The sequence below is a fragment of the Bifidobacterium sp. LH_389 genome (assembly GCF_056357235.1).
This window is the reverse complement of the sequence record NZ_JBKEVR010000010.1, coordinates 37,981-63,567: the sequence shown is the minus strand read 5'-3', so window position 1 is coordinate 63,567 and position 25,587 is coordinate 37,981. Positions and strand designations below refer to the sequence as shown.

The 25,587-nt window shown below is 61.7% G+C and carries 17 protein-coding genes; 12 read left to right on the top strand and 5 right to left on the bottom strand.

The genetic code is table 11. The annotated features are described in order from the left end of the window. Positions 1-369: 369 nt before the first annotated feature. The gene (locus AC1AZA_RS09205; protein ID WP_476514364.1) at positions 370-849 is read right to left on the bottom strand and encodes a flavodoxin; all 480 of its coding nucleotides are present in this window, start codon (positions 847-849) and stop codon (positions 370-372) included. 818 nt (positions 850-1,667) lie between these two features. On the opposite strand from AC1AZA_RS09205, the gene AC1AZA_RS09200 reads away from it, so the two are divergent. After that, positions 1,668-3,047, top strand: coding sequence for an ATP-binding protein (locus tag AC1AZA_RS09200; protein WP_476514363.1), 1,380 nt, complete (start codon positions 1,668-1,670; stop codon positions 3,045-3,047). Positions 3,048-3,153: 106 nt separating this feature from the next. Here the strand turns inward: AC1AZA_RS09200 and AC1AZA_RS09195 are convergent, their stop codons facing one another. Both AC1AZA_RS09195 and AC1AZA_RS09190 read right to left on the bottom strand, forming a co-directional pair. Beyond that, positions 3,154-3,390 carry a hypothetical protein gene (locus tag AC1AZA_RS09195; protein WP_476514362.1) on the bottom strand — a complete coding sequence of 79 codons (237 nt, stop codon included), beginning with the start codon at positions 3,388-3,390 and terminating at the stop codon, positions 3,154-3,156. After that, the gene (locus tag AC1AZA_RS09190) at positions 3,387-3,968 is read right to left on the bottom strand and encodes an AAA family ATPase (protein WP_476514361.1); all 582 of its coding nucleotides are present in this window, start codon (positions 3,966-3,968) and stop codon (positions 3,387-3,389) included. Before AC1AZA_RS09190 ends, AC1AZA_RS09195 begins: the two co-directional genes overlap by 4 nt. Positions 3,969-4,934: 966 nt before the next feature. Here AC1AZA_RS09190 and AC1AZA_RS09185 point away from each other — a divergent pair. Together AC1AZA_RS09185 and AC1AZA_RS09180 are read left to right on the top strand one after the other, a co-directional pair. Further along, complete coding sequence (locus AC1AZA_RS09185) at positions 4,935-5,945, top strand: DNA-processing protein DprA (RefSeq protein WP_476514360.1); 1,011 nt, start codon at positions 4,935-4,937, stop codon at positions 5,943-5,945. Further along, positions 5,942-6,769: a phosphoribosyltransferase gene (locus tag AC1AZA_RS09180; RefSeq protein WP_476514359.1), complete on the top strand. Its 828-nt coding sequence runs from the start codon at positions 5,942-5,944 to the stop codon at positions 6,767-6,769. The genes AC1AZA_RS09185 and AC1AZA_RS09180 overlap by 4 nt, the downstream gene beginning before the upstream one ends. Positions 6,770-7,066: 297 nt before the next feature. Here AC1AZA_RS09180 and AC1AZA_RS09175 read toward each other — a convergent pair whose 3' ends face one another. After that, entirely contained in the window at positions 7,067-8,128 is a 1,062-nt protein-coding gene (locus tag AC1AZA_RS09175) for a replication protein RepA (RefSeq protein ID WP_476514358.1), read from the bottom strand. 430 nt (positions 8,129-8,558) lie between these two features. Here AC1AZA_RS09175 and AC1AZA_RS09170 point away from each other — a divergent pair, with 430 nt between their 5' ends. The 6 genes from AC1AZA_RS09170 (at position 8,559) to AC1AZA_RS09145 (ending at position 15,553) form a co-directional block, all read left to right on the top strand. Next, positions 8,559-9,869, top strand: a complete 1,311-nt coding sequence (locus tag AC1AZA_RS09170; RefSeq protein ID WP_476514357.1) for an ATP-binding protein — start codon at positions 8,559-8,561, stop codon at positions 9,867-9,869. Positions 9,870-10,150: 281 nt separating this feature from the next. Continuing rightward, positions 10,151-11,464, top strand: coding sequence for an ATP-binding protein (locus tag AC1AZA_RS09165; protein WP_476514356.1), 1,314 nt, complete (start codon positions 10,151-10,153; stop codon positions 11,462-11,464). A gap of 373 nt (positions 11,465-11,837) precedes the next feature. Next, on the top strand, positions 11,838-12,845 hold the full coding sequence (locus tag AC1AZA_RS09160) for an aliphatic sulfonate ABC transporter substrate-binding protein (RefSeq protein ID WP_476514355.1): 1,008 nt from the start codon (positions 11,838-11,840) through the stop codon (positions 12,843-12,845). A gap of 17 nt (positions 12,846-12,862) precedes the next feature. Then, positions 12,863-13,627 (top strand): ABC transporter permease subunit, encoded by a 765-nt coding sequence (locus AC1AZA_RS09155; RefSeq protein WP_476514354.1) that lies wholly within the window; start codon positions 12,863-12,865, stop codon positions 13,625-13,627. A 6-nt stretch (positions 13,628-13,633) separates the two neighbouring features. Then, positions 13,634-14,356 (top strand): ABC transporter ATP-binding protein, encoded by a 723-nt coding sequence (locus AC1AZA_RS09150; protein WP_476514353.1) that lies wholly within the window; start codon positions 13,634-13,636, stop codon positions 14,354-14,356. A 24-nt stretch (positions 14,357-14,380) separates the two neighbouring features. After that, positions 14,381-15,553 (top strand): M24 family metallopeptidase, encoded by a 1,173-nt coding sequence (locus AC1AZA_RS09145; protein WP_476514352.1) that lies wholly within the window; start codon positions 14,381-14,383, stop codon positions 15,551-15,553. Positions 15,554-15,745: 192 nt separating this feature from the next. On the opposite strand, the gene AC1AZA_RS09140 is transcribed toward AC1AZA_RS09145, so the two are convergent. Continuing rightward, positions 15,746-16,795, bottom strand: coding sequence for a LacI family DNA-binding transcriptional regulator (locus AC1AZA_RS09140; protein WP_476514351.1), 1,050 nt, complete (start codon positions 16,793-16,795; stop codon positions 15,746-15,748). Between the two features lie 232 nt (positions 16,796-17,027). On the opposite strand from AC1AZA_RS09140, the gene AC1AZA_RS09135 reads away from it, so the two are divergent. From AC1AZA_RS09135 to AC1AZA_RS09125, 3 genes are all read left to right on the top strand, one after another. Continuing rightward, positions 17,028-18,353, top strand: a complete 1,326-nt coding sequence (locus tag AC1AZA_RS09135; protein WP_476514350.1) for an ABC transporter substrate-binding protein — start codon at positions 17,028-17,030, stop codon at positions 18,351-18,353. Between the two features lie 116 nt (positions 18,354-18,469). Continuing rightward, on the top strand, positions 18,470-20,527 hold the full coding sequence (locus AC1AZA_RS09130) for an alpha-glucuronidase (RefSeq protein WP_476514349.1): 2,058 nt from the start codon (positions 18,470-18,472) through the stop codon (positions 20,525-20,527). Positions 20,528-20,831: 304 nt separating this feature from the next. Then, positions 20,832-25,325, top strand: coding sequence for an AAA family ATPase (locus tag AC1AZA_RS09125; RefSeq protein ID WP_476514348.1), 4,494 nt, complete (start codon positions 20,832-20,834; stop codon positions 25,323-25,325). The last annotated feature ends 262 nt before the right edge of the window (positions 25,326-25,587 follow it).

The following is a 25,587-nucleotide window of genomic DNA, read 5'->3' as shown; positions in this document are numbered from 1 at the left end:
TCTTAATAAGGAAAAGAAGCACGCACAAAAACCCCGACACCCCTCACACCGCGACTAACGGACCCACAAGCAACCCGGACGAAACCGGACAACCCACGGGCGGGCATCGGACTGGCAATCAAAAGACTTGCATAAAAAAGCAGTACAAACACACTCTTGAGTTCTCAAACCACCACACACTGACAGCTCCAACAATCCAAAAGAACCACCGTCGCCGTCAGGCAGCGAATAGACAATCTACACGTCAGGTTACGAATATGCAAACCGACACCTAAAAAGGTGAACAACCATTGAAATTCCGGCGATATACGGCGTGTCGCACTGGCGCACCGCATGGGCCGGAAGACGGCATGCGATATGGCCGCCGTCCTACAGGCCCAAGCCGTCGACCCACCGGTCGAGCTGGGCCTCGCTTTCCCCGGCGGCGATGCGACGGCCGGCCACCCAACGGGCCGCAGGGGCGGAATCGTGCAATTGCGCGCCGTCCGCACCGCGCGTGCTTGAACCGGAGGTCGCGAACGTGACGATGCTCCTTCCGGACCAATCCCCGCTCTCCAGGAACGTCCGCACCACGCGAGGCGCGGTCTCCCACCACAGCGGATACCCCACGAACACCACGTCGTACGCCGTCACGTCGATCGACTCGCGCAGGGCAGGACGCATCCCACGGTTTGCATGCTCCACGCTCGACCGGCTGGCGGGGTTACGCCAGTCGACGTCGGCGTCCGTGTAAGGTTCCGCCGGCACGATCTGCCTGAGATCGGCGCCGATGGCATGCGCGAGCCGTTCGGCCACCTTCTGGGTGGTTCCGGAGACCGAGAAATATGCGACGAGCATCCGCTTGACCATGATTGATCCTTTCCTTACCGGACCAGCCGTTCCGCTAAGCCCGCTCGAACCTTCCGCAATCCGTTCTATGAACCTCAAGCGCTCGAAGTCAAACAATCCGTGCTGAGCGAGGACATCATTCATATAATTAAATATTTATTTATATAGTTATTTAATTAACTGAGAACGGTACCCGGTAATCCGGGGCATGATCTGCCTCATCGCTCTCGGGGCAGACATTTCCGAAGGAACGGGACCGCGAAGTCCACCTCGCCCCGTTCGGTTTTTCGGATCGTGCACGCGTTCGGCAGCAGCCTGCGCTAGGTGGAGGCATGGCTCGCGCCCTTGCCCATGCGATCGGCGACTGCTTCCGTGGGCACCGGACCTTCGAACCGGGCCATGGCCCCGAGATACGCCCCCGGAGCCCGACGCCGTCGTCGAGTCCCTTCTCGAAATAGCGGATGATCCGGCCCGCCCTGTCGGCAACGGCGGCTCGACCCCGGCAGTGGGGCTTTGAACGGATTGGCCATCGGCATGAATGCAGCCACCGATCCTTGGAACTACGCCGATCTGGCACCAAATCAAAAAATTCAAAAAATCAAAAACCATCTGCATGAGCTACATCGAGACTGCAATAACTAATTAAATATTTAATTAATACAATATAGACCATATTCATCGGACTGGCGGAATCATGCCGTATTCTGGATTTTTGTGCAAAATAGCGATTTGTAAGTCTGGAATTTTGTGCAAATCCGATGTATATAGATCCGGAAATTTGTGCATGACATCCATCAGACAGTACTCTTTACAGTGGTTTGCGACGACGGAGGTATGCCATGCTGCGCAGGAAGATGACCGACGAGCTGGAGGCGTGGCGCCGCGGCACCTCGCATAAGGCCATGTTTCTCACCGGCGCCCGCCAGACCGGCAAAAGCACGGTGATACGCGAATTCGGCAAACGGGAGTACCGCCACTATGTGGAGATCAACCTCTACGAGAATCGCCAGGCCGCTCGCGCTCTGGCCGATGCCACGAACGTGCGAGATTTCCTCAGCCGAATCGCCCTGTTCGCCGAAGGACCGCTCGTGCCCGGCGAGACGCTCATCTTCCTCGACGAGGTCCAGGAACGCCCCGACATCATGACGATGGTCAAGTTCCTTGTCGCCGATGGCCAGTTCGACTACGCGCTGTCCGGATCCATGCTCGGCACCGAACTCAAGGCCGTCCGCTCCTACCCGGTGGGATCGGTGGTCGAGCGCACCATGAGGCCAATAGACTTCGAGGAGTTCTGCTGGGCCATCGGCGTGCAGCCATCCACCCTCGACGCGATCCGCGAAGCCTGCTCATCCGGCCTCGCTATCGACGCCCACATCCACGAAGCCATGCTGGCCAACTTCCGCACGTACATGGTGACGGGAGGCATGCCCGAAGCGGTCGTCTCATTCCTCGAAGGCAACGGCAACCTGGAACCCGTGCGCGCCCTGCAGAACGAGCTCAACGGCCAGTACCGGCTCGACATCTCCAAGTACGCCGGGGCGCGGTCGCCCAGGGTGCGGGAGATGTTCGACCAGATGCCGGCCCAGCTCATCGACGGCAACGGCAGGTTCTCCGTATCCTCGATCGGCGAGCATGCGCGCTACGGGCGCATGGAGAAGGACTTCCTGTGGCTGGTCGACGCTGGGGTCGCGCTGAAGACGAACTGCGTGACCGAGCCCAAATCGCCGCTCATGCGCACCGCACAATCCCCGAAATTCAAGCTCTACCAATCCGACACGGGCATGCTCATGGCACGCTATCCGATCGCCACCTCACGATCCGTCTATCTGGATGACGCAAAGCCCAATCTCGGAGCCCTCTACGAAAACGTCGTGGCCCAGGAGCTCTCGGCGCAACACGTGCCCTTGTACTACTTCATGGTGAAGAAACAGGGCGAGGTCGACTTCATCGCCGACGGGAACGACGGGAGCCCCGTCCCCATCGAAGTCAAATCGGGACGGCACTACCGCTCGCACGCGGCGATCGACTCGCTGCTCGCCAACCCCGAATACCGCATCCCAGGCGGCGCGGTGCTGTCCAGAGGCAACGTGGAACGCGACGGGAGCATCCTTTACCTGCCCCTGTACGCAGCCTGGTGCCTGCGCGAGATGCTCGGCCTCGCCTCCGACGACGCCTCCACGGACGGGACGGGCCTGTTCATGAGCGTGAATCCCGTCTGAGCACCAATCCACTTCAACGGACGGCGCGGGGCCGGGACGCAGGGCGTCCTGCCGAACAAGCAAGAGTTAAATAAGTAATTATTTATATATTTAATTACTTAAAAATTTATTTAACGCCGATATAGTCCTTGAGCGCGTTCTCAATGACCTCCTGCAGCTTCATGCCGTGTTCGGCCGCGTACACCTTCGCGGCGGTGCGGGTCCTGGAGTGCAGGCGGATCGAGGTCATGACCAGCGGGTTGTCCTCGACCTCCGTCTCCGGATCCCGGCGGAACACGTCCTTGAGTTCGCGGATCTCCTTGTCCGCCACGACCGGCGCATATGCGGCCTTGTTGCCCTTCATCGCTTGACCTCCTCGATCAGCTCGGCGAGCACGTCGCCGTAGTCGTACAGTTTCGTGGGCGCCCAGCCCAGCGACTTCTTGATCTCCTGACGCTTGCGCACGACCGCCTCGAAGCGGGGCGTGTCGTTGGCGTCGAGCGCGTCGATCGTCTCCTTGAACGCAGTGGTGCCGACCTCGGCGCGCACCACCAACGCGGCCGCCGGCCTGCCCTGCACCGCCTTGAGCGTCGCCCAGGCCTGCTGGAGATCCAGCGGGGAGTCGGAGGTGGGCACGACGACGAAGTCCGCGGCGCCGATCGCGGCCTCGAGCACGCGACCCGACGGTGGAGCATCGACGAATACCCATTCGCCCGGCCTGCTCGCCAGTCGGCCCAGCGTGGACAGGTTGGCGGGAAGCACGTCGAACGGCAACGGATCGTGGTTGTCCGAGGCGAGGTCCGCCCACAGGCTGGCCGACGACTGCGGATCGGCGTCAAGCACCCGCACGGGGTAGCCCCGCATGGCGCACGCGCATGCCAGATAGATGGCCGAGGTGGTCTTGGCGACCCCGCCTTTGGCGTTGGCGATGGTGACGATCACAGTCTCCGCCTTTCATGGAGATAAGTAATTAATTAACACAATAACACAATTCGGAAGGTGCCATAAGGGATGCGTTGGGACTGCGGGTGGCGGTGTGCAGCGGGTAGTCTGACGAAAACATGCACAGGAAGCCTTCAGGACGCGGTTTCGCGGCAAACACGAAGAATTCCATCGATCATCGTCCATAGGCCCGCAGAAGGCGTTTTTGCGGATTCTGGAGCATATTGGGCGGGAACTTTGTGATTGGTATTGAGCGGTCGGCCTGCGGTTGCTTCAATGTGCGTGACCGGACAGCGACATGGCGACGGGCAGCCGAGCTGCGAGGCGGAGGCGGGCGAGATGCGTCGGGAAGATGATGTGAATCGGACGGTTGGCGGCTCAGTGGGTACAGACTCTTGCTGAGAATCGTTCTTGGTTCAGGTGCGCTTTGCACGGTTTGTTCCGAAGGTCAGCTTCACCATTTCTTCAAAATCGCATTTCGCTATAATAACTATAACACTATAACACTATAAGGGGTACCCCTCAGAGCTACTGGCAGTAGGGCTCTGAGGGGATTAAATGGTACGATACCCCACTAAAACGGGTACGATACCCCACTAAAACGGGTACGATACCCCACGTCGAATGGTACGATACCCCACTACCGGTTCCGAGCAAAAGTGCCGAATGGTACGATACCCCACTACTTTTTGGTACGATACCCCACTACCGTTTTCGGGGTTTCCGCGGATGGTTTTTGATCGGTTTCGGTACGATACCCCACTATTGGGCGATATGCCTGCCCCTGCCCGGAATCGACGGGTGCGATGACTCGATCGGCTGGTGAGACGTGGGGTTTCGTACCATTTTCACTTTATTGCCTCGGGCGTTCATCATGGGACCCATCCGTCTGCAGGTGAAGTGCCGCGACGTGGCTTGTAGACTGGTTTTCATCGGTTTTGGGCTTGAAACGGGAGTGTGGTCGGTATGGTTGCGCAGGATCGGCTGCTGGAGGAGAATGCCGCGCTGGTGGCGTTGCTCAACACAATCGATGACCGTCGCGAAACGTGGTCGTCGATCGCGAACGCCGTGGCGCATCAGGGCAGTGCGATCGCAGTGTTCGATCACGAGATGGACCCCGTGCGCAATCCCCTCATCGACGACGACCCCCTGCACGATTCGAGCGACCTCGCGCTGTTCGGCGAGGACGAAGTGCCGCCTACGGCCGAACGCCGTCTCACTTTGGGAAAGGCGCTCGAATCCGCACGCCGCGAGGTCGAGGACTGGCGCAGGCACGGCCTGGATTTCGTGTCGGTACTGGACGAGCGTTACCCGAACCGGCTGCGTCAGGTCGCGGACATGCCGCCGTTCCTGTTCGCCGATGGCACGATGATTCAGGACGAACTCGCCGTGAGCGTGGTCGGATCGCGCGAAGCATCCCCCGAGGCCCTTGGATTTGCACGAGAGACCGCGTCCATGCTGGTCGCCGGCCGATTCACCGTGATCGCCGGGCTCGCGGCCGGGATCGACACCGCCGCCCACGAGCAGGCCCTCGCCGAGGGAGGGCGCACGGTCGCGTTCATCGGTACCGGCATCACCCGGCAATATCCGCGCCAGAATCAGGCACTGCAGCACGAGATTGCCCGCAGGGGACTTGTGCTCTCGCAGTTCTGGCCCGATCAGGAGCCCACGAAGAACACATTCCCCATGCGCAACGCATCCATGAGCGGTTATGGGATCGCTACCGTCGTGGTGGAGGCCCACGAATACTCCGGCACACGCATTCAGGCAAGGCAGGCTCAACAGCACGGACGTCCCGTCATCCTGCGCGACACCGTCGCCGCCAACACCGAATGGGGCCGTAAACTCGCCGACAGGCCAGGCGTATACGTGGCGTCCACGGTCGATCAGGTGCGCGGCATCCTGATACGGATCCTGCACTTGGGCGACGAACTCGACCATGCCATCGACCGTCTCATCTCCGCAAGCATCGCATGATCAACCAGTATGGACTCCGACTCGACCGAGTGCTCGACACCACGGCCGGCAGCTACCTGCAGACCGTACGCTACGAGTCACATCATGACCTGCTATGTCCGGTATGCGGCGGGTTCAAGAACCCCGCATACCCGCGGTGTCGCAGCTGCGAAACGCTCGCGGCACAGACGCGCGCGCTACAGACCGTCACCGGGATGGAGGGTGCGACAATGGCTGCGGACCGGATCGCGTGCGGGGTGTATGCGGCGGAGCCTGCAAGCCAGACGCTGAAGATGATGTACGGGTACAAGGAGCCGCGGCCGCTGTCGCCGGACTACCGCAGGAACGTGCGCGCGCTCATCGCTCTTGCGCTCATCGGCCACGGCCAATGCCTGGATGAGTCCGCTGGCATTCCGGTGAGTGGATGGGCCATGGTGCCATCCACGGCGGGGTCGCCACGCTTCCGCCAGTCCCATCCTCTCCATGACATCATCGCGGGCGTGCTGCCGGGCGTTCCGGAAGTCCGTCTGGTGGCCAGGAAGGCCAAGACACGCAATCTCGACCTTGATGCCTTCGCGTTGGCCGACCCATCGGACAGACGTCACCTTGGCGGCGACGTCGTGTTGATCGACGACTCTTGGGTCACCGGCGGCACCGTGCAGTCCGCCGCAGCCCGTCTCAAATTCGAGGGAGCCGCGCAGGTGTCGGTCTACTGCGTCGCCCGTATCGTCAGCACCCGCTACCTTGACACGATTGACCCGGCATACACGCGGACCTTCCACCGCAGCGTCCACTACATGGGAGGCTACTGCCCCTGGCACCGGCGCAGGGAACCCGCTGCATAAGCCCGCCGGCAGCATCGCATGGTGCAAGTGCGCATTGTGATAACGGTCCGATCAATGGCAGTGGCGTACGCCTCGTCTGCCATCTGCGTGTGCAATGATCTTTCGCTGGGTGGCAGTGTTGGAATCGCCGCATCAGCGGCTAACGAAAGTAACGGTTGTTATTCCTCAAAGGAGGCTTGATCATCTTCATCGATTGACCGCTTCCGCGGACGGGTTTTCTGCGTCGGAATGCACCATGAGGACGATCCGACGCTTCACGGAAGAGGAAAATGGTACGATACCCCACTATCCGGGACGTCAATCAAGGATCTCGCGGCTCGACGCGCGGCCCTGTCTGGCGACGGATGTGGGCGAGGGATGCAGGACGATGCCGTCGCCGCGGCGGACCTCCACGTTCACGGTGGGGTAGACCTCCACGACCTTGTTCAGGGCGCGGCGGAAGGCCTTGCGGAAGTTGCTCTCGTCGGAGATGCCGTCGCCGAATCGTTCGTACAGCCACTGCCAGCTGATCACCATGTCGTGCCTGAGCCGGTTCATCGAGCCGTTGAGCCACACGTACAGGTCGTACGGCAGGACGCTGCGGCCCGAGAGCAGGTAGGAGCTCACGCGGGTGTCGAACGGGGCGGACTCGTTCTTCAGCCGCTCGTAGACCTCGTCGGTGAGGATGAAGGTCGCGCCGGAGAGGTCCTCGTTGTGCTTGTTGCGTACGTTCCTCGAGGCCTTCACCAACGGCATCGAGACGGTGTCGCTCACGACGCTGCCCGCGAACCCGGTCGTGCGACGGATGCTGATGTGGCAGGCCAGCAGCAGGCGCAGCTGCTCGCGCAGCGCGTCGGCCGTGCGCCCTCCGCGCGGCACCCCCATCTCCTCGCACAGCTGGTAGATGGTGGGGATCGTGATCTGGTGCTTCTCCGGGTCGACGACGTCCGTCTTCTTGCCGCCGCAGGCGCGGATCTGCTTGGCCATCCACGCCATCAAGAGGCGCGGGTACTTGCCGTACGGGTACTTGCGCACCAGCTTCTCCGGGTCGATGCCGGCCTCCAGCATGTAGCTGTACGTGCCGTTGCTCTTGGATACGAAGGGGACATCGGGCTTCGGCTGGGTCGAGGGGAACAGCGTCGAGGTCAGGATCGAGTGGGAGTACCAGATCTCCTTGCTGTCAGGCTCGCGCGCCTCGATGTCGGCGAGGGTGTCCAGCTTGTCGAACAGGACGAGCTCGCCGGTCTTCGGATCGACCGTCGGGTCATCGGCCTTCGGCGCGTTCGGTAGTGGGGTATCGTACCTTTTGGCGCGCGAGGTCCGCTTCCGGGTGGTCCTGCGCCCGCCGGACGTCGTCCTTCCGCCGGTCCTTGCCGTCATGCGCCTCGTCCTCCTTCCTCGCCAGCCATGGCCTCCAAGTCTACCGTCTTCGCCCCGCCGCTGGGACAGCCGTAGCCGTCCATGGGATCGATCCCGCCGACCGGGCGTGGTTGCCTGCATGCGACCGCACCGCGTGGTATGCTAATTAATTATATAAATAATTAAATACTTAATTAAATAATAACTCATACGTAGCCCGGATGCGGGGGCACCGGCGCCGTGCATGGGGAGCTTCGCGAGACTTGTCAAGAGAATTGCGAAAATAATGGTTTCGTCGTTATGATTTCTGCATGAGATGAGCGAATGTTCCTTCGTGCTTTTGTAAAAAACATGGTTCTATTCGTCATGATTTTTGCATTACAAGCATTCTTTCTGTTATGATTCCAACGATTCTGAAGGGAACCGGGAGGGCACCATGCGCAGGGACGTCATGCGGAGGCTGGAAACGTGGAGCAAGGCCAAGCGGCGCAGGCCGCTGATCCTGTGCGGGGCGAGACAGGTGGGCAAGACCTATGCACTGCGCGAACTGGGGCGGACCGGATACGATTCGTGCGCGTACCTGAATCTCATGGAACCGGCGGCCCGCGCGGTCTTCGCCCCCGGATACGCCGCCGCCCAGGTGCTGGAAAACATCGGTGTGTTCACCGGTGTGAAGATCGTGCCGGGTCGTACGCTCGTCGTCATCGACGAGATACAGGAGGTTCCCGGGGCGCTGACCCTCATGAAGGCCTTCGCCGAGGAAACCCCCGACCAGCACATCGCCTCCGCGGGGTCGTATCTGGGCATCGCGCATCATGCGGGCGCGTCGTTCCCCGTCGGCAAGGTCGACATGGTCGACATGTACCCGATGACCTTCCTCGAATTCCTCGAGGCGTGCGGACAGGGCACCTTGGCCGGCATCGTCCGCTCGCTGGACTTCGGTCGCGCCGAGGTGTTCTCCGAACGTCTGGAGCGTGAGCTTCGGCGGTACTACTATGTCGGCGGCATGCCGGAGGTTGTCGCGGAGTTTCTTGACGGCGGAGGCGACTACCGCGCCGCGAGGGAGCGTCAGCTGGCATTGCTGTCCGACTATGACAGCGATTTCTCCAAGCACGCCTCCGATGCGAAGGACCTTGACACGGAACGCGTGAGGCTGGCGTTTCGCTCGATCCCGTCACATCTGGGCAGGGAGAACCACAAATTCGTGTTCGGGCACATCGCCCCGGGCGCCAGACGCGCGCAGTACGAGACCGCGATCCAATTCATCGTGGACTCGGGCCTCGCCTACCGCGTGTACCGCGTGGACAAGCCGCAGCTGCCGCTGCGCGACTACGAGGACCTGTCCGCGTTCAAGCTGTACATGCACGACGTCGGCCTTCTCGGGGCGGCCATGGACATCGACGCCCGCGACGTGATCCTGTCGAACAGCGCGCTCGAGGAGTACAAGGGCGCGATGACCGAGCAGTATGTCTGCCAGCAGCTCGTGGCGTGCGGAAGGACGCCGTACTACTGGACCTCCGGCAGGGGCACCGCCGAGGTGGACTTCGTCCTGCGTCGTGACGGCCGTCCTGCGCCGCTGGAGGTCAAGGCCGAGGAGAACGTGCACGCCAAGAGCCTGAGGATGCTGTGCGGGCAGACCGGCCTGCACGGGTACCGGTCGTCCATGAAGGGATACCGCGAGCAGGATTGGCTGACGAACGTTCCGCTGTGGGCGGTGGGCGCGTACTTCGACCCGGACAACGACCCGGCGAACGCGCTGTAGGATGCCGCCTGTCCGGATGCCTCCGGTCTCGTCCCGGAGGCATCCGCATGCGACGCATGGAATCAATAATTAATTACACATTTAATTAATATGTTAATTAATTATCTTTTGCCAAGCGCCGTGGCGTCACCCTGGCTTCGCCTCGTGAATCGTGACGAGTGCGCATTCCATGGGTTCATGAAATCTGACGAGTGTACAAATTCGTTGTACGTAGAATCTGACGAGTGCGTACTATAGGGTTAGACAGATTGCAACGAATGCGCAGCAGGGAGGTGCGGACGGTGAAACGCAAGGCCTATGACCGCATCAAATTCTGGAAGGACCACAAGACCAAGCAGGCGCTGCTCGTGAGCGGCGCGCGTCAGGTGGGAAAGACCTTCATCATCGAGGAGTTCGGCCGTGCCGAATACGATCACTTGGTCGAATTCAATCTCGTGCTTGACGCCAATGCCCGTCGGTCGTTCTCCCAGGCGACCAGTCCTGACGATCTGCTGCTGCGCATCTCCGTTGCGTCCAGTGTGCCGCTGGTTCCGGGACGCACTTTGGTGTTCCTTGACGAGATCCAGCAGTGCCCGCAGATCGTAACCTTCATCAAGGGCCTTGTGGACAGGGGCGACTACGACTACATTCTCTCCGGATCCCTGCTTGGCGTGGAGATGGAGGACGTGCGTTCGCTGCCCGTCGGCTATCTGGACGAGTTCACCATGTATCCGCTCGATTTTGAGGAGTTTTGCTGGGCGAACGGTCTGGTCGGCTCGGCGTTCGACGTCATCCGTGATAGTTTCTCGAATCTGCAGGAGGTTCCGGATTTCATCCACCGCAGGCTCACTGACCTGTTCCACCGGTATCTGCTGGTCGGCGGCATGCCGGCGGCGGTCTCGTCCTTCGTCGCCAACGGTGCCATCGACCCCGTGCGTGCCGTCCAGTCAAACATCCGCGCCTACTATGAACACGACATCAAGCAGTACGCTCCAAAGGAGCATCGGCTGACGATTCAGGAGATCTACAGGCTCATACCCAGTGAGTTGCAGAGTCAGAACCGCCGCTTTCAGGTCAGCTCCATCACCGACATCAAACGGTTCTCCCAGATCGAGGACGAGTTTCTATGGCTGACTAACGCCAACGTTGCACTCCCGGTGTTTAATGTCGCCGCGCCGATTGCGCCGTTGCGTGCCAACAGCGAGCGTCGGGTCATGAAGCTGTTCTATTCGGACGTCGGCCTGTTGGTCGGCTCGTACGGCAAGAAATCAGCATTGGGAATCCTCGACGGTAACGCTGCAATGAACATGGGCGGGGTCTACGAGAACGTCGCCGCGCAGGAACTCGTCGCGCACGGGTTCACGCGCCTGTACTACCTCACCAGAAAGGGCATCGGCGAACTGGATTTCCTCGTCGAGACCGATGACGGCGATGTGCTGGCGTTGGAGATCAAGTCGGGTGTGCGCTTCCGTTCGCATGCGGCGCTTGACCGGGCCATGGCGACCTCCGGCTACGGCATCGACAGGGCATACGTGCTGGCGGAGACCAACGTCTTCGAGGCATCGGGCATCACCTATCTTCCCATGTACATGCTGTCGATGCTGGCCAACGGATAGCTGGCAGCCCGGAGAGCACTATGTATATTTAATTCTTTATTTAAATAATTAATTAATTATACTTGAAGTTGTGATGCTTAAGGGGCCGGTCTCGCGAATTCAACGGAGAGCGGATCGGGAAGAATGAATCCACTGCCAGGCATTACTAACTCAGACCGCTGATGCAAGGAGAAGATCGGCGAACGGGAATGAAGGACTTCGCTTATGAATCGTCATAGGTTATTTCTATGGTGACGAGTCCTCCGGGGGAATGCTCTCGTTCCAAAGGAATTGAACATTCCATAAGCAATGGCTATTGCCGATCGGTATGTACCCGTTCTCCCGACATATACGCTGTGAGCATCTCATTGATTAACAGATAAGGGGTCTACCAATGAGGACAGGAAAGATCATCGCCGCAGCTGTCTGCGCTCTTCTCGGCTTGGGCACCCTTGCCGGATGCGGTGCCGCGAATGCCGCTCAGCCCGGCAGTAACGACAAGAACATCGCGATCGGCTACCAGTCCGGCATGCCGTCTCTGACCATTGCCAAGGAACAGGGTGAACTGGAGAAGACGCTCAAGGCTAAGGGATACACCATTTCCTGGCACTATTTCGCATCAACTTCGGACATGGTCAATGCCGCAGTTTCCTCGTCGAACAACATCGACTTCGGCGGCGGTGGTGCCACGGCTAGTATCTTCGGTCAGGCGGCGAATAAGCCTATCGTCAAAGTAGCCGCACAGGCTGGTGTGCGACACGGTTCCGCCGTGCTGACGCGCGCGGACTCGGGAATCAATTCCGTTGCTGATCTCAAGGGCAAGAAGGTGGCCGTTACCAAGGGCACACTGCAGCAGTATGTCCTTGTGGCTGCTCTCAAGCAGGCCGGACTGACCTACAGTGACATCACGCCGGTGTACATCGCTCCGTCCGACGCGCTGGCCGCGTACAAGAAGGGAGGACAGTTCGATGCTTGGGCCACTTGGGATCCTCTCACTGCACAGGCCGAAGCCAGTGTTCCCACGAAGACGCTCGCCGACAATGAATCCATTTGGGGCGATGAAGCCGACCAGCAGGGCGGAGCCTATTACTTTACGAACAGTTCGTTCGTAAAGGGGCACGAAGACGTGATTCGTGATATCGTCAACGCCCTTGCCGATGCGACGACATGGTACAACGACAATCCCGAGGAAGCGGCCAAGCTGCTGTCCAAGGTGTACAACGCCGATTACGATTCACTGCTCGTTGCGGCCAAGCGGCACGGAACCGGTGAGATCTCCCCGGTAACTGAGACCTATCTGAAGGCATACCAGCAGCAAGCCGATCTGTTCACGGAGCTCAAGGTCATCCCTAACAAGATCGACGCTCTCGACAAGAACTACTACTGGAATTACTCCGCGTGAGTTACAGGCTGAAATCCATGCAGAAGACACTGTATAGACTCGCTCCCGCGGTGCTGCCCGTGGTAATTCTGCTTGCATGGCAGGCGACCACCGTGTCGGGACTGATCCCCGCCACGATCTTCCCGACCCCGGGAAGCGTCCTTCAGGCAGCGTTGGATCTCGGGGCGTCGGGGGAGCTGTGGACCAACATCGAGGTCAGTACCGTCCGGGCTTTCTCCGGTTTTCTGATCGGTGGATCGATCGGCTTCGCTCTTGGTATCTTCAACGGATTGTCCAAGTGGTCGTTCGCCTTCCTTGACTCCACCGTACAGATGATCAGGACGGTCCCGCACCTGTCTCTGCTCCCTCTGGTCATCGTCTGGTTCGGCGTCGCCGAAAGCGGCAAACTCTTTCTTGTTGCGCTCGGCGTCATGTTCCCCCTGTACATCAACACGTTGGCCGGTGTGCGAGGGGTGGATCCTGATCTGATAGAGATGGGGCGGGTCTATGGATTGCGCGGATTCCGGCTATTCAAGGGTGTCATATTCCCCGCGGCGCTCCCTTCAATCCTCATCGGCGTGCGATACGCGCTCGGCAACATGTGGATCACCCTCATCGTAGCCGAGACCGTTGCGTCCGATTCGGGCATCGGATACATGGCGATGAGTGCCAGGGAGTTCATGCAGCTGAACATCATTGTGCTCAGCATCATTATCTACGCCGTGCTCGGTAAGCTATCGGATTCCATTGCCAAGGCATTCGAGCGACACTACCTTGCTTGGTACTTCGAAGGAAGGAAGTGAGACGCCATGGGTAGCGGAATATCGCTGAATCTCGAAGGCGTGGGCAAATCCTTCGGACAAAAAGAGGTTCTCAAGTCGGTCAGCCTCGACATACCTGCCGGGCAATTCGTCTCCGTGGTGGGCAAGAGCGGATGCGGAAAGAGCACATTGCTCAGGCTCGTGTCAGGACTGGAGACTCCCACAGCCGGCACGATCTCGTTCGACGGCATTGCTCAGCACGGACTGAATCCGGCCACCAAGATCATGTTCCAGAACCCCAGGCTCCTTCCATGGAAGACGGTACTCGAGAACGTGCTCATCGGCCTCGGCAAGGAACATGTCGAGCAGGCCGAATCGGCGCTGGACAGTGTCGGGCTGCTACAGAAGAAGGACCAGCTGCCTCGCTCGCTGTCCGGTGGCGAGGCACAGCGCGTCTCCCTCGCCCGTGCCTTGGCGAGTTCGCCGAAGCTCCTGCTGCTGGACGAACCGCTGGGGGCCCTTGACGCACTCACCCGCTATGGCATGCAGCAGCTCATTCACGACATATGGCAGCGCGAGGGGTTCACCGTGCTGTTGATCACCCATGACGTGGACGAAGCTGTCGTGCTTTCCGACCGCGTAATCATGATCCGTGACCACGGCATCCATCTGGACGACACCATCGATCTACCCTATCCCAGAAACCGCGGAGATGCCCGTTTCATCCAACAATCCACCACCATCCTGCATTCGATTCTGGAACAGGACTAACGACAACTAAGGGGAACACACACCATGAGCGACCAGCACGAGAAGATTCAGAAACTCACGGCGCAACTCAACAAGGACGGCTTCGATGCCGCGATATTCAACTCGCCGGCAGGCGTTTTCTACAGCACGGGATTCTCATCGATCAACAAGGCGTCCGGCAACACGGGAGGAGTGCTGTCGGTGGTGACAGCGAGCGGCGATGTCTTTCTCGTCGTCGGCGAATTCGAAAAGCTAGCGGCTCAGGAGACTGCCGATCCCACGGTGAGCATCCTGTCGTATCCGGTCTGGATCTTCATCGAGGACTACTCGGTCCCCGGCATGACCAAGGACGTGCAGCCCAGTGATTTCGCCGCCATCGACATCGTCTCCGAGCTGCTTCACGACAGGTTGGCGAAGGGTTCCAAGGTCGGTATCCAGACGAAGTGGCTGAACCTGCGCATCGGAGAGAAGCTCAAGGACCTTTCTGACTACGAGCTCTCCGACGTCGAGGCAACGCTGACCGAGGCGCGCGTTATCAAGACTCCTGACGAAGTGAGCAAGCTGCGGTTCAACGCTCGCGCCGCCGAAGTCGCCATGAACCAGACCGCCCGCGCACTGGTCCCCGGCATGACCACTAGGGATGTCCACTACTTGTTCGAGAAATTCACCCGCGAGATTGCGAAGGATGCTACTGAGGTGGGCCATTTCCATACCACGGGAAGTCATTTCTCCCCGTACTGGGACTATCCCGAATTCCCGATCCGGCGCGGTGATGTTGTCCGTCTCGACGGCGGTCCGATCACTTACGGATACAAGTCCGATCTGGCCAGAACCTTCGCCGTGGGAGGCGAGGTCTCCGAGGACAAGAAGGCTGTGTACCGTCAACTGTGGAACGGATACAGCTATGGAGTCGAGCACATCAAGCCGGGCGTGCGTATGAGCGACATTTTCCGAGGAATCGATGAAACCATTCATCTCGAGGATCACGGCTACGTGCGTGGCCACTACGGTCACGCCATTAGCTGCGGCGAATCCGGTGAGGAAGCTCCGTTCATCGCCCCTAACGAGGACAGGGTGTTCGAGCCTGGCATGGTCATGTGCCTGGAGACGCCGTTCTACAGTTCGAAGTACCAGACGTTCAACATCGAGGATACCTTCGTGGTCACCGATGACGGCGTTGACTTCTTCACCCACGCCAGCCCGTCTCTGCTGTTCTGATCAGCGCGTGTGGACTTTAGTCGTGCAGGCCCATTCTCTCATTGAGAACGGGCCTGCGTGCGTTTAGCGCATGCATCGGCGGGGAATGACCCACGAAATTGTTTTAATTAATTAAATATATATTTCTGTTGCTGTCTACTGGAGCGGAAAACGCCTCGTATGATGCTCGCGTCAGTGCCGTGGCTCTACCTGTCAGACGGTCAGGCACGGTGACGCCTTCGCCGGGGCGGCGGTGCTTTCGCGGACGACGAGGGAGGTGGGGAACACCGTTTCGTGCGCAACCTGCTTGCCTTGCCGCATGGCGATGAGCAGTTCGCCTGCCTTGCGGGCGATCTGCGCGATGGGGTTGCGGATGGTGGTGAGCGCCGGAGCCATCATGGCGGCGGTGGGGATGTCGTCGAAGCCAACGACGGACAGGTCGTCGGGGATGCGCAGGCCACACTCGTGGGCTGCCTTGTAGGCGCCGATGGCCTGCAGGTCGTTGCCGGCGAAGATGGCGGTGGGACGGTTCGGCAGGCGCAGCAGCTTGAGCGTCTGCTCGTAGCCGGTCTTCGACGTGAACTGTCCGGGCAGGCAGAGTTCCGGTTCGAAAGGGATGCCGGCCTGATCCAATGCGAAGCGGTAGCCGTCCTCGCGGGCGCGGGATCCGGCGGCGATGCGGTTGCCGGAGATGGATGCGATGCGGGTGTGACCGAGGGCGATGAGGTGGCGGGTGGCGGTGACGCCGCCGTTCCAGCTGTCGGAGCGTAGGATCGTGCTGCCGGGCAGGGCGATGCCGCGCGGGTCGCTGACCACGTGGGGGATGCGGCGCCGGGCGAGTTTGGCGGCCTGTTCTTGCGTCAGGTCGGTGAAGATCAGCAGCACGCCGACCGGATTGCGCTTGATGAGCCCGTCCACCCATTCGTCGCTGGGCGTGCCCAGTGTGTGCAGCTCGGAGATCGACACGTGGAGGCCGTGCTCGTTGGCGCATGACTGCAAGCCGCGCAGCATTTCCATGGACCACAGCTCGTCCAGCTCGCGGAATGCGATTTCGAGGTAGCCGGAATGCGGCCGGGCGATGGCCGGCTTGCGGTACCCGGCGCGTGCCAGTGCGAGTTCGACCTTCTCGCGGGTTTTGTCGGAGACGTCCGGGTGGCCGTGGATCACTTTGGATACCGTGGCTGCCGAGACGCCTACCTCCTGTGCCAGCTGGGAGAGCCTGGGCTTGGATTGACGGCGGCTGGATGTTTGCAATGCTGTCATGGCAAACAGCATAGCAGATATTTCGTAAAATATAACAGGTTGGGCATGAAAGGCTCAAGGTGCTATAAGCGGCTATTTTTCGCAAAAAATCCGTGCGTGTCGTCTATGTTGACTCACTAGGACGTCAGGCGTATACTCAAATCACCTTTTACGAAAATAAAAAAATATTTCGTAAAAACCCGTATGGACGTAGCGCGGCGGACGAACGGGACTCATTCAAAGGAGAACGAAGATGACCAGGACATATCGCAAGGCGGCGGTGGCCGCAGCCATGACGGTGGCACTCTCGCTTACGGGATGTGGCGGCGGATCGGGCGGATCCGGCAACGCTGTCGCCGGCGGCGTGAAGACCTCGGAAGGCGATGTGACGCTGAGCCTTAACTGGTGGGGTTCGAACACCCGCGTCCAGCTCACCGAACAAGCCATCCAGAACTTCGAAAAGGATCACCCCAACATCCACGTGGAACTCCAGTACAAGGATTGGAGTGGCTACTGGGATCAGCTTGCCACCCTGATCGCCGGCAACAACGCGCCGGACGTGATGCAGATGGACGCCCAGTACCTCGCGTCCTACGCCTCGCAGGGTGCGCTGTACGACCTGAGTCAGGTGGGCGACTATCTCAAGTTCGATGGCATGACCACCTCCCTGCGCGACATGGGCAAGTTCAACGGCATCCAGTACGCGGCCCCCATCTCCTCCTCCCAGTATTCGGTGATCGTCAACCACGACGTGCTTGACAAGTACGGCCTCACCCTGCCCGACACCTCCACTTGGACGTGGGACGAGTTCACCGACTTCGCCAAGCAGCTGTGGGAGAAGTCCAACGGCGAGGTGACCGGCATCGAATCGATCGACAGTGAGCTCGGCCTGTCGCTGTGGGCACGCCAGCACGGCGAACAGCTGTGGAAGGACGGCAAGATAGCCATCAGCGAGAAGACGCTCGCCGATTTCCTCCAACTCACCTATGACTGGACTCACAACGGCGTCTCCGGCAACGCCAACCGCTGGATCGAGAACAACAACGTCACCGGCGGATCCGACGACACCGACTTCGCCAAGAACCGTCAGGCCATGAAATTCGCCACAGCCACCATGATCAACAGCTACTCGAAGTCAGCCGGCACCGAGAACATGACCCTCGAGCCGCTGCCCTCCGACACCAAGGACGCCTACACCTACATGCCCGCAGGCATGTACTGGGCCATCTCCGCAACGAGCGAGCATCCCGCCGAGGCCGCTATCCTCATCGACTACCTCCTCAACAACGAGGGTGTCGGAGAGATCTTCGGCACCGAGCGCGGCATCCCGGCCAACTCCGCCATTCTCAAGAAACTGACCGCCAAGGCCGAAGGCATAAACAAGAAGGTCCTCGAGTACGCCGAAGAGTACTCCAAGACCCTTGGCGAAGCTCCGAGCATCCCGCCGAACGGCGCCTCCAGCATTCGCACCACGATGATCCGCTACCAACAGGACGTGGCTCTGGGCAACCAGAGTGCGGCCGACGCCGCCAAGGCGATGATCGCGGAAGTACAGGCGGCCATCGACGAGGCAAACTGACCCTTCGGCCCCGTGGCATGGCAAACAGGTCACGGCAGGCGGTGCTTCGGCATTGCGCACCGCCTGCCGCGGCTTTTTCATTGCCTGCTGCCGATTACTGTTGGCAAGGAGACGGTATGAACATCCAAGATTGCATGTGGCTCGATCCAGTCGCCCTCCGGCCTCTGACCCGAGCGGACGTGTATGCGCTTGATCTGCACGGCGGCGAAGACCTCCACTCGCTCCGGCTGCGCGGCGAGATTCTGGAACTGACCGGCGGCCGACTGGCATCCGGCGCGGGATGCGAGGGCGAATCTCAGGCCAACGTGGTCCTGGCCTCCCTGGCCTCCACCGACTGCGGGCTTGAGAGTGACGACGCATTCCGCATGAGCCGAGCCGACGGCGTGCTACACATCGAAGGCAACACGTCACTCGCGTTGCTGTATGGCTTCTACGCCTATCTGCGCGATCTGGTCCTCGGCCGTGTGGTGCGCGACGGCGAAAGCCGGACGGAGTCGCCCGCCCAGCCGATGCGCATGATCGACCACTGGGACCAGATCGACGGCACCGTGGAACGCGGATACGGCGGCGCCTCGATCTTCTTCGGCACCCCCGGCGAGAACGACAACGGGTCCTACGAGCACGAACGGGCATGGAATCAGGCCGACCCGTTCCGCAACGACCTCGGCCGGCTCACATGGTACGCGCGACTGCTGGCATCCGTGGGCATCAACGGCATCGTGCTCAACAACGTCAACGTACGAGGCGGCGCTCGTCGGCTCATCGTGGAACCGTACCTGAGCAAGGTGGCGGAGCTGGCCGATCTGTTCGGCGGCTTCGGCATCGACGTCTACGTGGCAGTGCACTTCGCGGCGCCGATCAGCGTGGGCGGGCTCTCCAGCGCCGACCCGTGCGATCCGGACGTGCGCGCATGGTGGACACGGACGGCGAAGGCCATCTACGAACGAATACCGCGGTTCGGCGGTTTCCTGGTCAAGGCTGACTCCGAAGGGGAACCCGGACCGCACGAGTACGGGCGCACGCAGGCGGAGGGCGCGAACATGCTCGCCGAAGCGCTACGGCCGTACGGCGGGCGCGTGGTCTGGCGGGCGTTCGTCTACGACTGTCACCTCGACTGGCGAGACCGTACGCGGGACCGGGCCGTGGGAGCGTACGACACGTTCCAGCCGCTCGACGGCGAATTCGCATCCAACGTGTGTCTGCAGATCAAGTTCGGTCCGGTCGACTTTCAGACATGCGAGCCGGCCAACCCGCTGCTGCATTCGCTGCGCGCGACGAACATCGTGGTCGAATTCCAGATCGCCGCCGAATATCTCGGGCATCAGATCGACGTGAACTTTGCTCCCACGCAATGGATCTCCGTGATGCGAGAGCCGATGGGCGGTGTCGCGGGAGGCGTACCTCTTGCGCGGTCGCTTCGTTCGCGGGCGCCGGAGCCGGCGAACGTGGGGTACGCGGGCGTGGCCAACGTGGGCATGGGCACGCACTGGACCGGAAACGTGCTGGCGCAGGCGAGCCTGTACGGGTTCGGTCGCATGTGCTGGGACGACGGGCTCGCCGCGGAGGACATCGCCGACGAATGGGCCGCCCTGACGTTCCCCGGTGCGGGGGATCGCGCGCAGGACGAGATCGCCGCGATCCTCAAGGACTCCAACCGCACATACCGCGACTACACCGCGCCGCTCGGCGTCGGATGGATGTTCGCGCGCGAGGATCATTATGAGCCGTCGGTCTGCGCGTTCGAGTACGACCGGTGGGGCGGCGTGAACCGTGCCGACCGCAATGGCGTCGGCATCGACCGTACGCCCACGGGCAGCGGGCTGACCGAACAGTACCCGCCCGCGCTGCGCGACCTGTACGCGGACCCCGCGACCTGCCCGGACGACCTGCTGCTGTTCTTCCATTGGATGCCGTACGACCATGTGCTGCACAGCGGCGAAACCGTGGTGCAGCACGTCTACGACACGCACTTCGCCGGCGTGGAACGCGTGCGCGAGTACATGGCCACGTGGGACGGGCTACAGGGCGCGATCGACGGACCGCGTTTCGAGAACGTGGCCGAACGCCTGCGCAGGCAACTCGCCAACGCAGTCGCCTGGCGTGACATGCTCAACACGTACTTCCATCGTCTGAGCGGCGTGCCGGATGAGCGCGGACGAGAAATCCATCCATGACGCATGGAGGCAGCGTATGTCGATCAGCGGCCCGAAGCCGTATGGATGCAATGATTCACCAGCGCCAATGCCGCCAGATCACGATCGAACGTCAACGCAGTTCAGGACAGCCGCAAGGCATGCCCGAGACGTATGTCGGCCATACGAATCAGCCATTCCCGAGGCCAGCAGCCGTTAGACGGCACCCTAGCCCCAGCATGCCATGCATGCATGGCATCTTCAGAACAAGGATCTGCCTCTACCCTGAATGGACATCCAGGGTAGAGGCAGATTATACTGAATGAAATAATGTGCTCTGTCTACCATGGTAGGTTGGCTTGCCGAGGGCGGTGAAAAAGTGTCGTACGGGTATCGCGTTAACCGGCATGCGCCCCGTTCGGGTGCGGCTGCGCAGGTCTCGTATGCCTTTAACAGAGCCGAGGAGATCGCTCCGTATGCCAAGTATGCGGGCGATAATGTGACGCTCGCCGAGTACTCGGACGGGAATGCCGGGCCCGTGTTGTCGGCGTTGAGTCCGGAGGAGTACACGAACCTGCTGGAGCTCAAAAGTCGTGACGGTTCCACGCAGTTACGGCGGCTGAAGAACCTCGGTACGGTCCGGGGTGGTCGTTCGGTCGTGTCGTTCGAGTTCGTGACCACGGTTAGCAAGGACCAGTCGCTGGCGTGGGCGTTGGGTGACGAGGGGCTGCGCGAGGCGGTCGAGGCGAGGATTGCGCTGCTCAACGAGGCGCGGATGCGCGTGCTGGCGGGGAACCTCATCACTCGCGTGGGCGGGCGTGGCGAGCAGCGTTTGGTGCGTGGCAGGGGCATGAGCGTGGCGATGTTCGTGCATCACGACAGTCGTGCCGGCGACCCGCACCTGCACATTCATGACAGCGTGATCAACGACACCGTCGGTGAGGACGGGGCGCATCACGCGATCGTCACGAGGCATGGATTGAACAATCTGTGTCCCTTGCTGGATGCGATCGAGAAGTGGGGCATGGCGTCGAATCGCGCGTACCGTCAGGCGTTCGCGGACCGGGGACTGCACCTGAATGCGGACGGCAGCATCGAGGGAATGGATGCCATGGTGCGGGCGGCGAGCAAGAGGAAGGCGCAGGCCGAGGCGAATTACGCGCGTCTGGTGGGCGAGTGGCGGGAGAGGAACGGGGCCGGGCCGGACGCGGAACCGGATGCGCGCACCCGTCAGAAGTTCCGTCAGCTGGCGTGGGCGCAGGGGCGTCCCGCGAAGGATCACGACGCCGGGGACGAGCGCGGACGGTGGGCTATGGAGTACGGTTCCTTGCCCCGGGGAAAGGCGTTCACGGTCGAGAAGGATCGTGACGTGGACTGGAATCGGATCGCGCATGACGCGGTGGAGCGGTGCACGAGCATGGCTCCGGCGTTCAGCCGTTGGCAGTTGGAAGCACAGATCGTGAACCTCGCGGGCGAGGCCGGGGCGGACGTGCTCGCGTCCCTCGAGCGCATCGACGCGCTCACCACGGCCACGCTGAGGGGTCAGATCGACCTTGCGATGGGATTGGGCGCGGAGGATCTGGGCGGGCAGAAACGGTACACGACCGCCGCGGTGCTGGAACGCGAGCAGAGGATCCGCGACCTTGTGGACCGTCTGGACGCGAAGCGGTACGGCTTCGACGTGGACGATATGCCGGACCTTTCCGGCCTGTCGGACGACCAGAGATTGGCCGTGGCGGGGTTGCGCGGTTCCGTTTCCGGGATCGAGATCGTGGAGGGCGCGGCCGGCGCTGGCAAGACCACGATGCTGGCCAGGGCCGCCGAAGGCAGGGACGTGGTCGCCCTCGCGCCGTCGAGGAAGGCCGCGAACGAGCTGGGCGAGTCCCTCGGATGCGAGGCGGACAGCGTGCAGAAGTTCCTGTGGGACCGTGGCTGGCGACGTGCCGAAAACGGCGTGCTGCACCGTGACGAGTCCCTGTGCCGGTGGGAGGGTTCCGTCGATCCGGCGCGTGGAGGGACGATCATCGTGGACGAGACGGGCATGCTCAGGCAGGACGACGCGGTCGCCTTGCTGGGGGAGGCGGACCGTCTCGACTGCCGAGTGTGGCTGGTCGGGGACCGCAGCCAGCTGCCTGCGGTGGGTGCTGGCGGCGTGCTCCAGCTCGCGATCGACGTGACCGGACGGCACATGGAACTCGATTCCATCCACCGGTTCCGGGGCAAATGGGGTGCGGTGTACGGCGAGTTCAGCAAGCAGCTGCGCGACCGGAGAGACCCGGAGGGCGCGTTCGACCGGCTCACCGGCATCCCTCCGAGCCCCGTGTTCCCGTCCGTGGACGAGATCACGAAACGGGGTGGCGGCAACATAGCGAAGACGATCGAACTGCTCGAACGGGCGCACGTCGACCGCCGCAAGGCCATTGACGCATGGTATGCCGAGGCGATCCGGCGCAACCCGGTATGCGAGGAGAGCATGGTCAGGGCGTTCGATGATGCGGACCGGCTGGCCGAATGGATCGCGGGACGGTGGACCGAAAAGACCGCAGTGACCGTTCCCGACAACGAGCGGGCGCGTCTCGTGGGACGTCTCGTGCACGAACGGCTCAAGCGCGAGGGCAGGGCCAAGGGACCCGCGACCTGCGGGCGCATGGGCGCGGAGATCATGGCCGGCGATCTGATCGCGGTGCGGCGCAACGAGCGCGGGGCCGGGCTGGTGAACCGTCAGGTATGGCATGTGGACCGGGTGAACGCGGACGGCAGCGTGCAGGCCACGCTCACCGAATCCAGGCATCCGCGCGGCACGCGTATCAGCGCGGCGTACCTCGCGGCCAACGCGGAGCACGGGTACGCGGCGACGCCGTGGGGCGTGCAGGGCGTGACCATGGACCGGTCGATCACGTGGATGGACGAGAACAGCACCGCGAACATGATGTACGTGGGCCAGACCCGCGGACGGTATTCGAACATGGTCGTTGCCGTCGCGGACGGGCTCGAGGACATGAAACGCATGTACGCGGACGCGTACCGCAACGAGGCCGCGACCGGGCTCGTGGACGAGGCCGCAGCCCAGGTACGCGAACAGATCCGGCGAGAACAGGGCGTCAGCGAACCACAGCCCGAACCCCGAACCCTGACCGACCGGGAACGCGAATGGCTCGATGTGCTCGAGACGATGGCCCGCGAGGAGCTCGACGGCCTTGCCAAGGAACTCGAAACGGCCCAGACCGCGGAGCGTGCGGCGGACCGGGCCGCGGAAGCACGTACCGCGCTCGACGCGGCCCGGTCCGTGTACGAGCGTGACGTGAAACCGTTGGATGATGCCGTGGAATCCGCCAGGTCTCTTCTCGCGGATGCCACCCGAAGCGAAACCGAGCACGCGCTGCACGTCATCTCCGTACAGGGCGAGAGGGTCAACGCCATGTGCGAGAAGAGCGGTGCGCGCGTCGTCGGCCGCGAAGCCGATCTGGAAAAACAGCGCGACACGTACCTGCGCGACCTCGACCGGCTCCGTTCGCCGGGCCTGCACCTGTATGCCAAGCTTGAAACACGGGGACGGGTATGGCGAAGGGACTTCGAGGCGACGGCCCTCGACATCGAACGCCGGCTCAGTAACGTCGAGGGCCGGCTCGAAAGGATCGGCGAGGCGAAGAGGGAGCTGAAGGAGTTCCGCGAACGCTGGGGATGCGATCCGATGACCCTCGATCGCGAGGAAGGATACTGGCGGGACGGGAAGACCGTGGCGCGGAAAGCGGCGGAGGAAGCCGCCGGGTACAGCCGCCATGTCGGCACGATGCGGGAAAGGCTCGAGGCGGCGCAACGGGAGCGCAAGGATTCCGAGGCGGCGAACCGCGCCGCGCGGGATCTGGACAAGGCGGAAAAGGCGTTCGAATGTGCGCAGCTGGAAGAGCGGCGGCATCCGCTGTCCGATGAATCCGGCACGGATATCCGCGCCCGCATGGCCGCGTTCGTGCCCCGGGACGGGCAGAGCGAGGTTGAACGGTACGAGCAGCTGGACCGTGCGTGCGCCGGGATCATGGCCGACAGATACCGTTCATGGCTGCCGAAACCGGGAACGGAGGGATCCCGCAACGCGCTCTGGTGGCGGGAACAGGCCGAGGAGCGGCGTGCGCACCCGGACGATCCCAAGTGGAACCGTACCGTGCCGCAGCCGGAGACCTGCGTATGGGCGGACGGCGAGGGAAGGCTCGTATACGCGCATGGATCCGGCATGAGTCTGGGCGAGGCCATCGACAGGGCCACGCAGGTACGACCGATCGACGACGGACGACTCGCCTCCATGGGCGCGACGCAGATCGGCGAGGAAACGGTGAAGGCCGGCGAGCAAAGCGAGTTCCAGAATGAATGGACCGCGGTCTCGTACGACGAAGCGGCGGGAAATTCCTTGATTGCCCCCGATGACCCGGCTTCCCGCTCCGCGTGCCGGTTCCTCGCCGGCACCCCCATCGTCATGGGGTACGATCCGCGGACGGGCCGCGCCATCAGGATCGACGCCGTGCGCGATGACGTCTACGGCGAGGGCATGCGCATCACGGCCGCATACGCCGCCATCGACGGGGACGGACGCGTCACCGTCCATGAGGTGCCGGATCTTGCCGAGGCATGCGATAACGTCATACGGTTCAACCACGCCGATCCTGCGGAAGTGATCGCCGGCGATATCCAGGCGTTCACGGGCATACCCGCCGACCGGATAGTCGGAAGCGAGGAACAGATCACGGCAGCACGCCGGGCCATGGGGAATACCCTTGACGGTTATCCGGGAGCGCGGATTCCTTCGGTCGCGCCGGGGCAATCGTACGTTCAGGGCCCATCGATGTGAGACATGATTCACCGTGGCTGGTTGCTTGCGGGCTCGTCCCGTGACCGTAGACGCCGACCACGCGCAGGATGCGCTCCGGTTCGCCTCGGTGATAGGCGAAAAGCGCGTCGCCGAAGGCATGGGGTTGGGGTGGTAGGAAATCGATTATAATTTATTTCTGTATCATATAGCGTCAAGAAATCGGTTATACCTGATTCGCAGCCGGAAGGGAGTGTTCCCGTGACCGGGCAACCCCTTCCAGACCGAGCTGGCGTTCGATGAG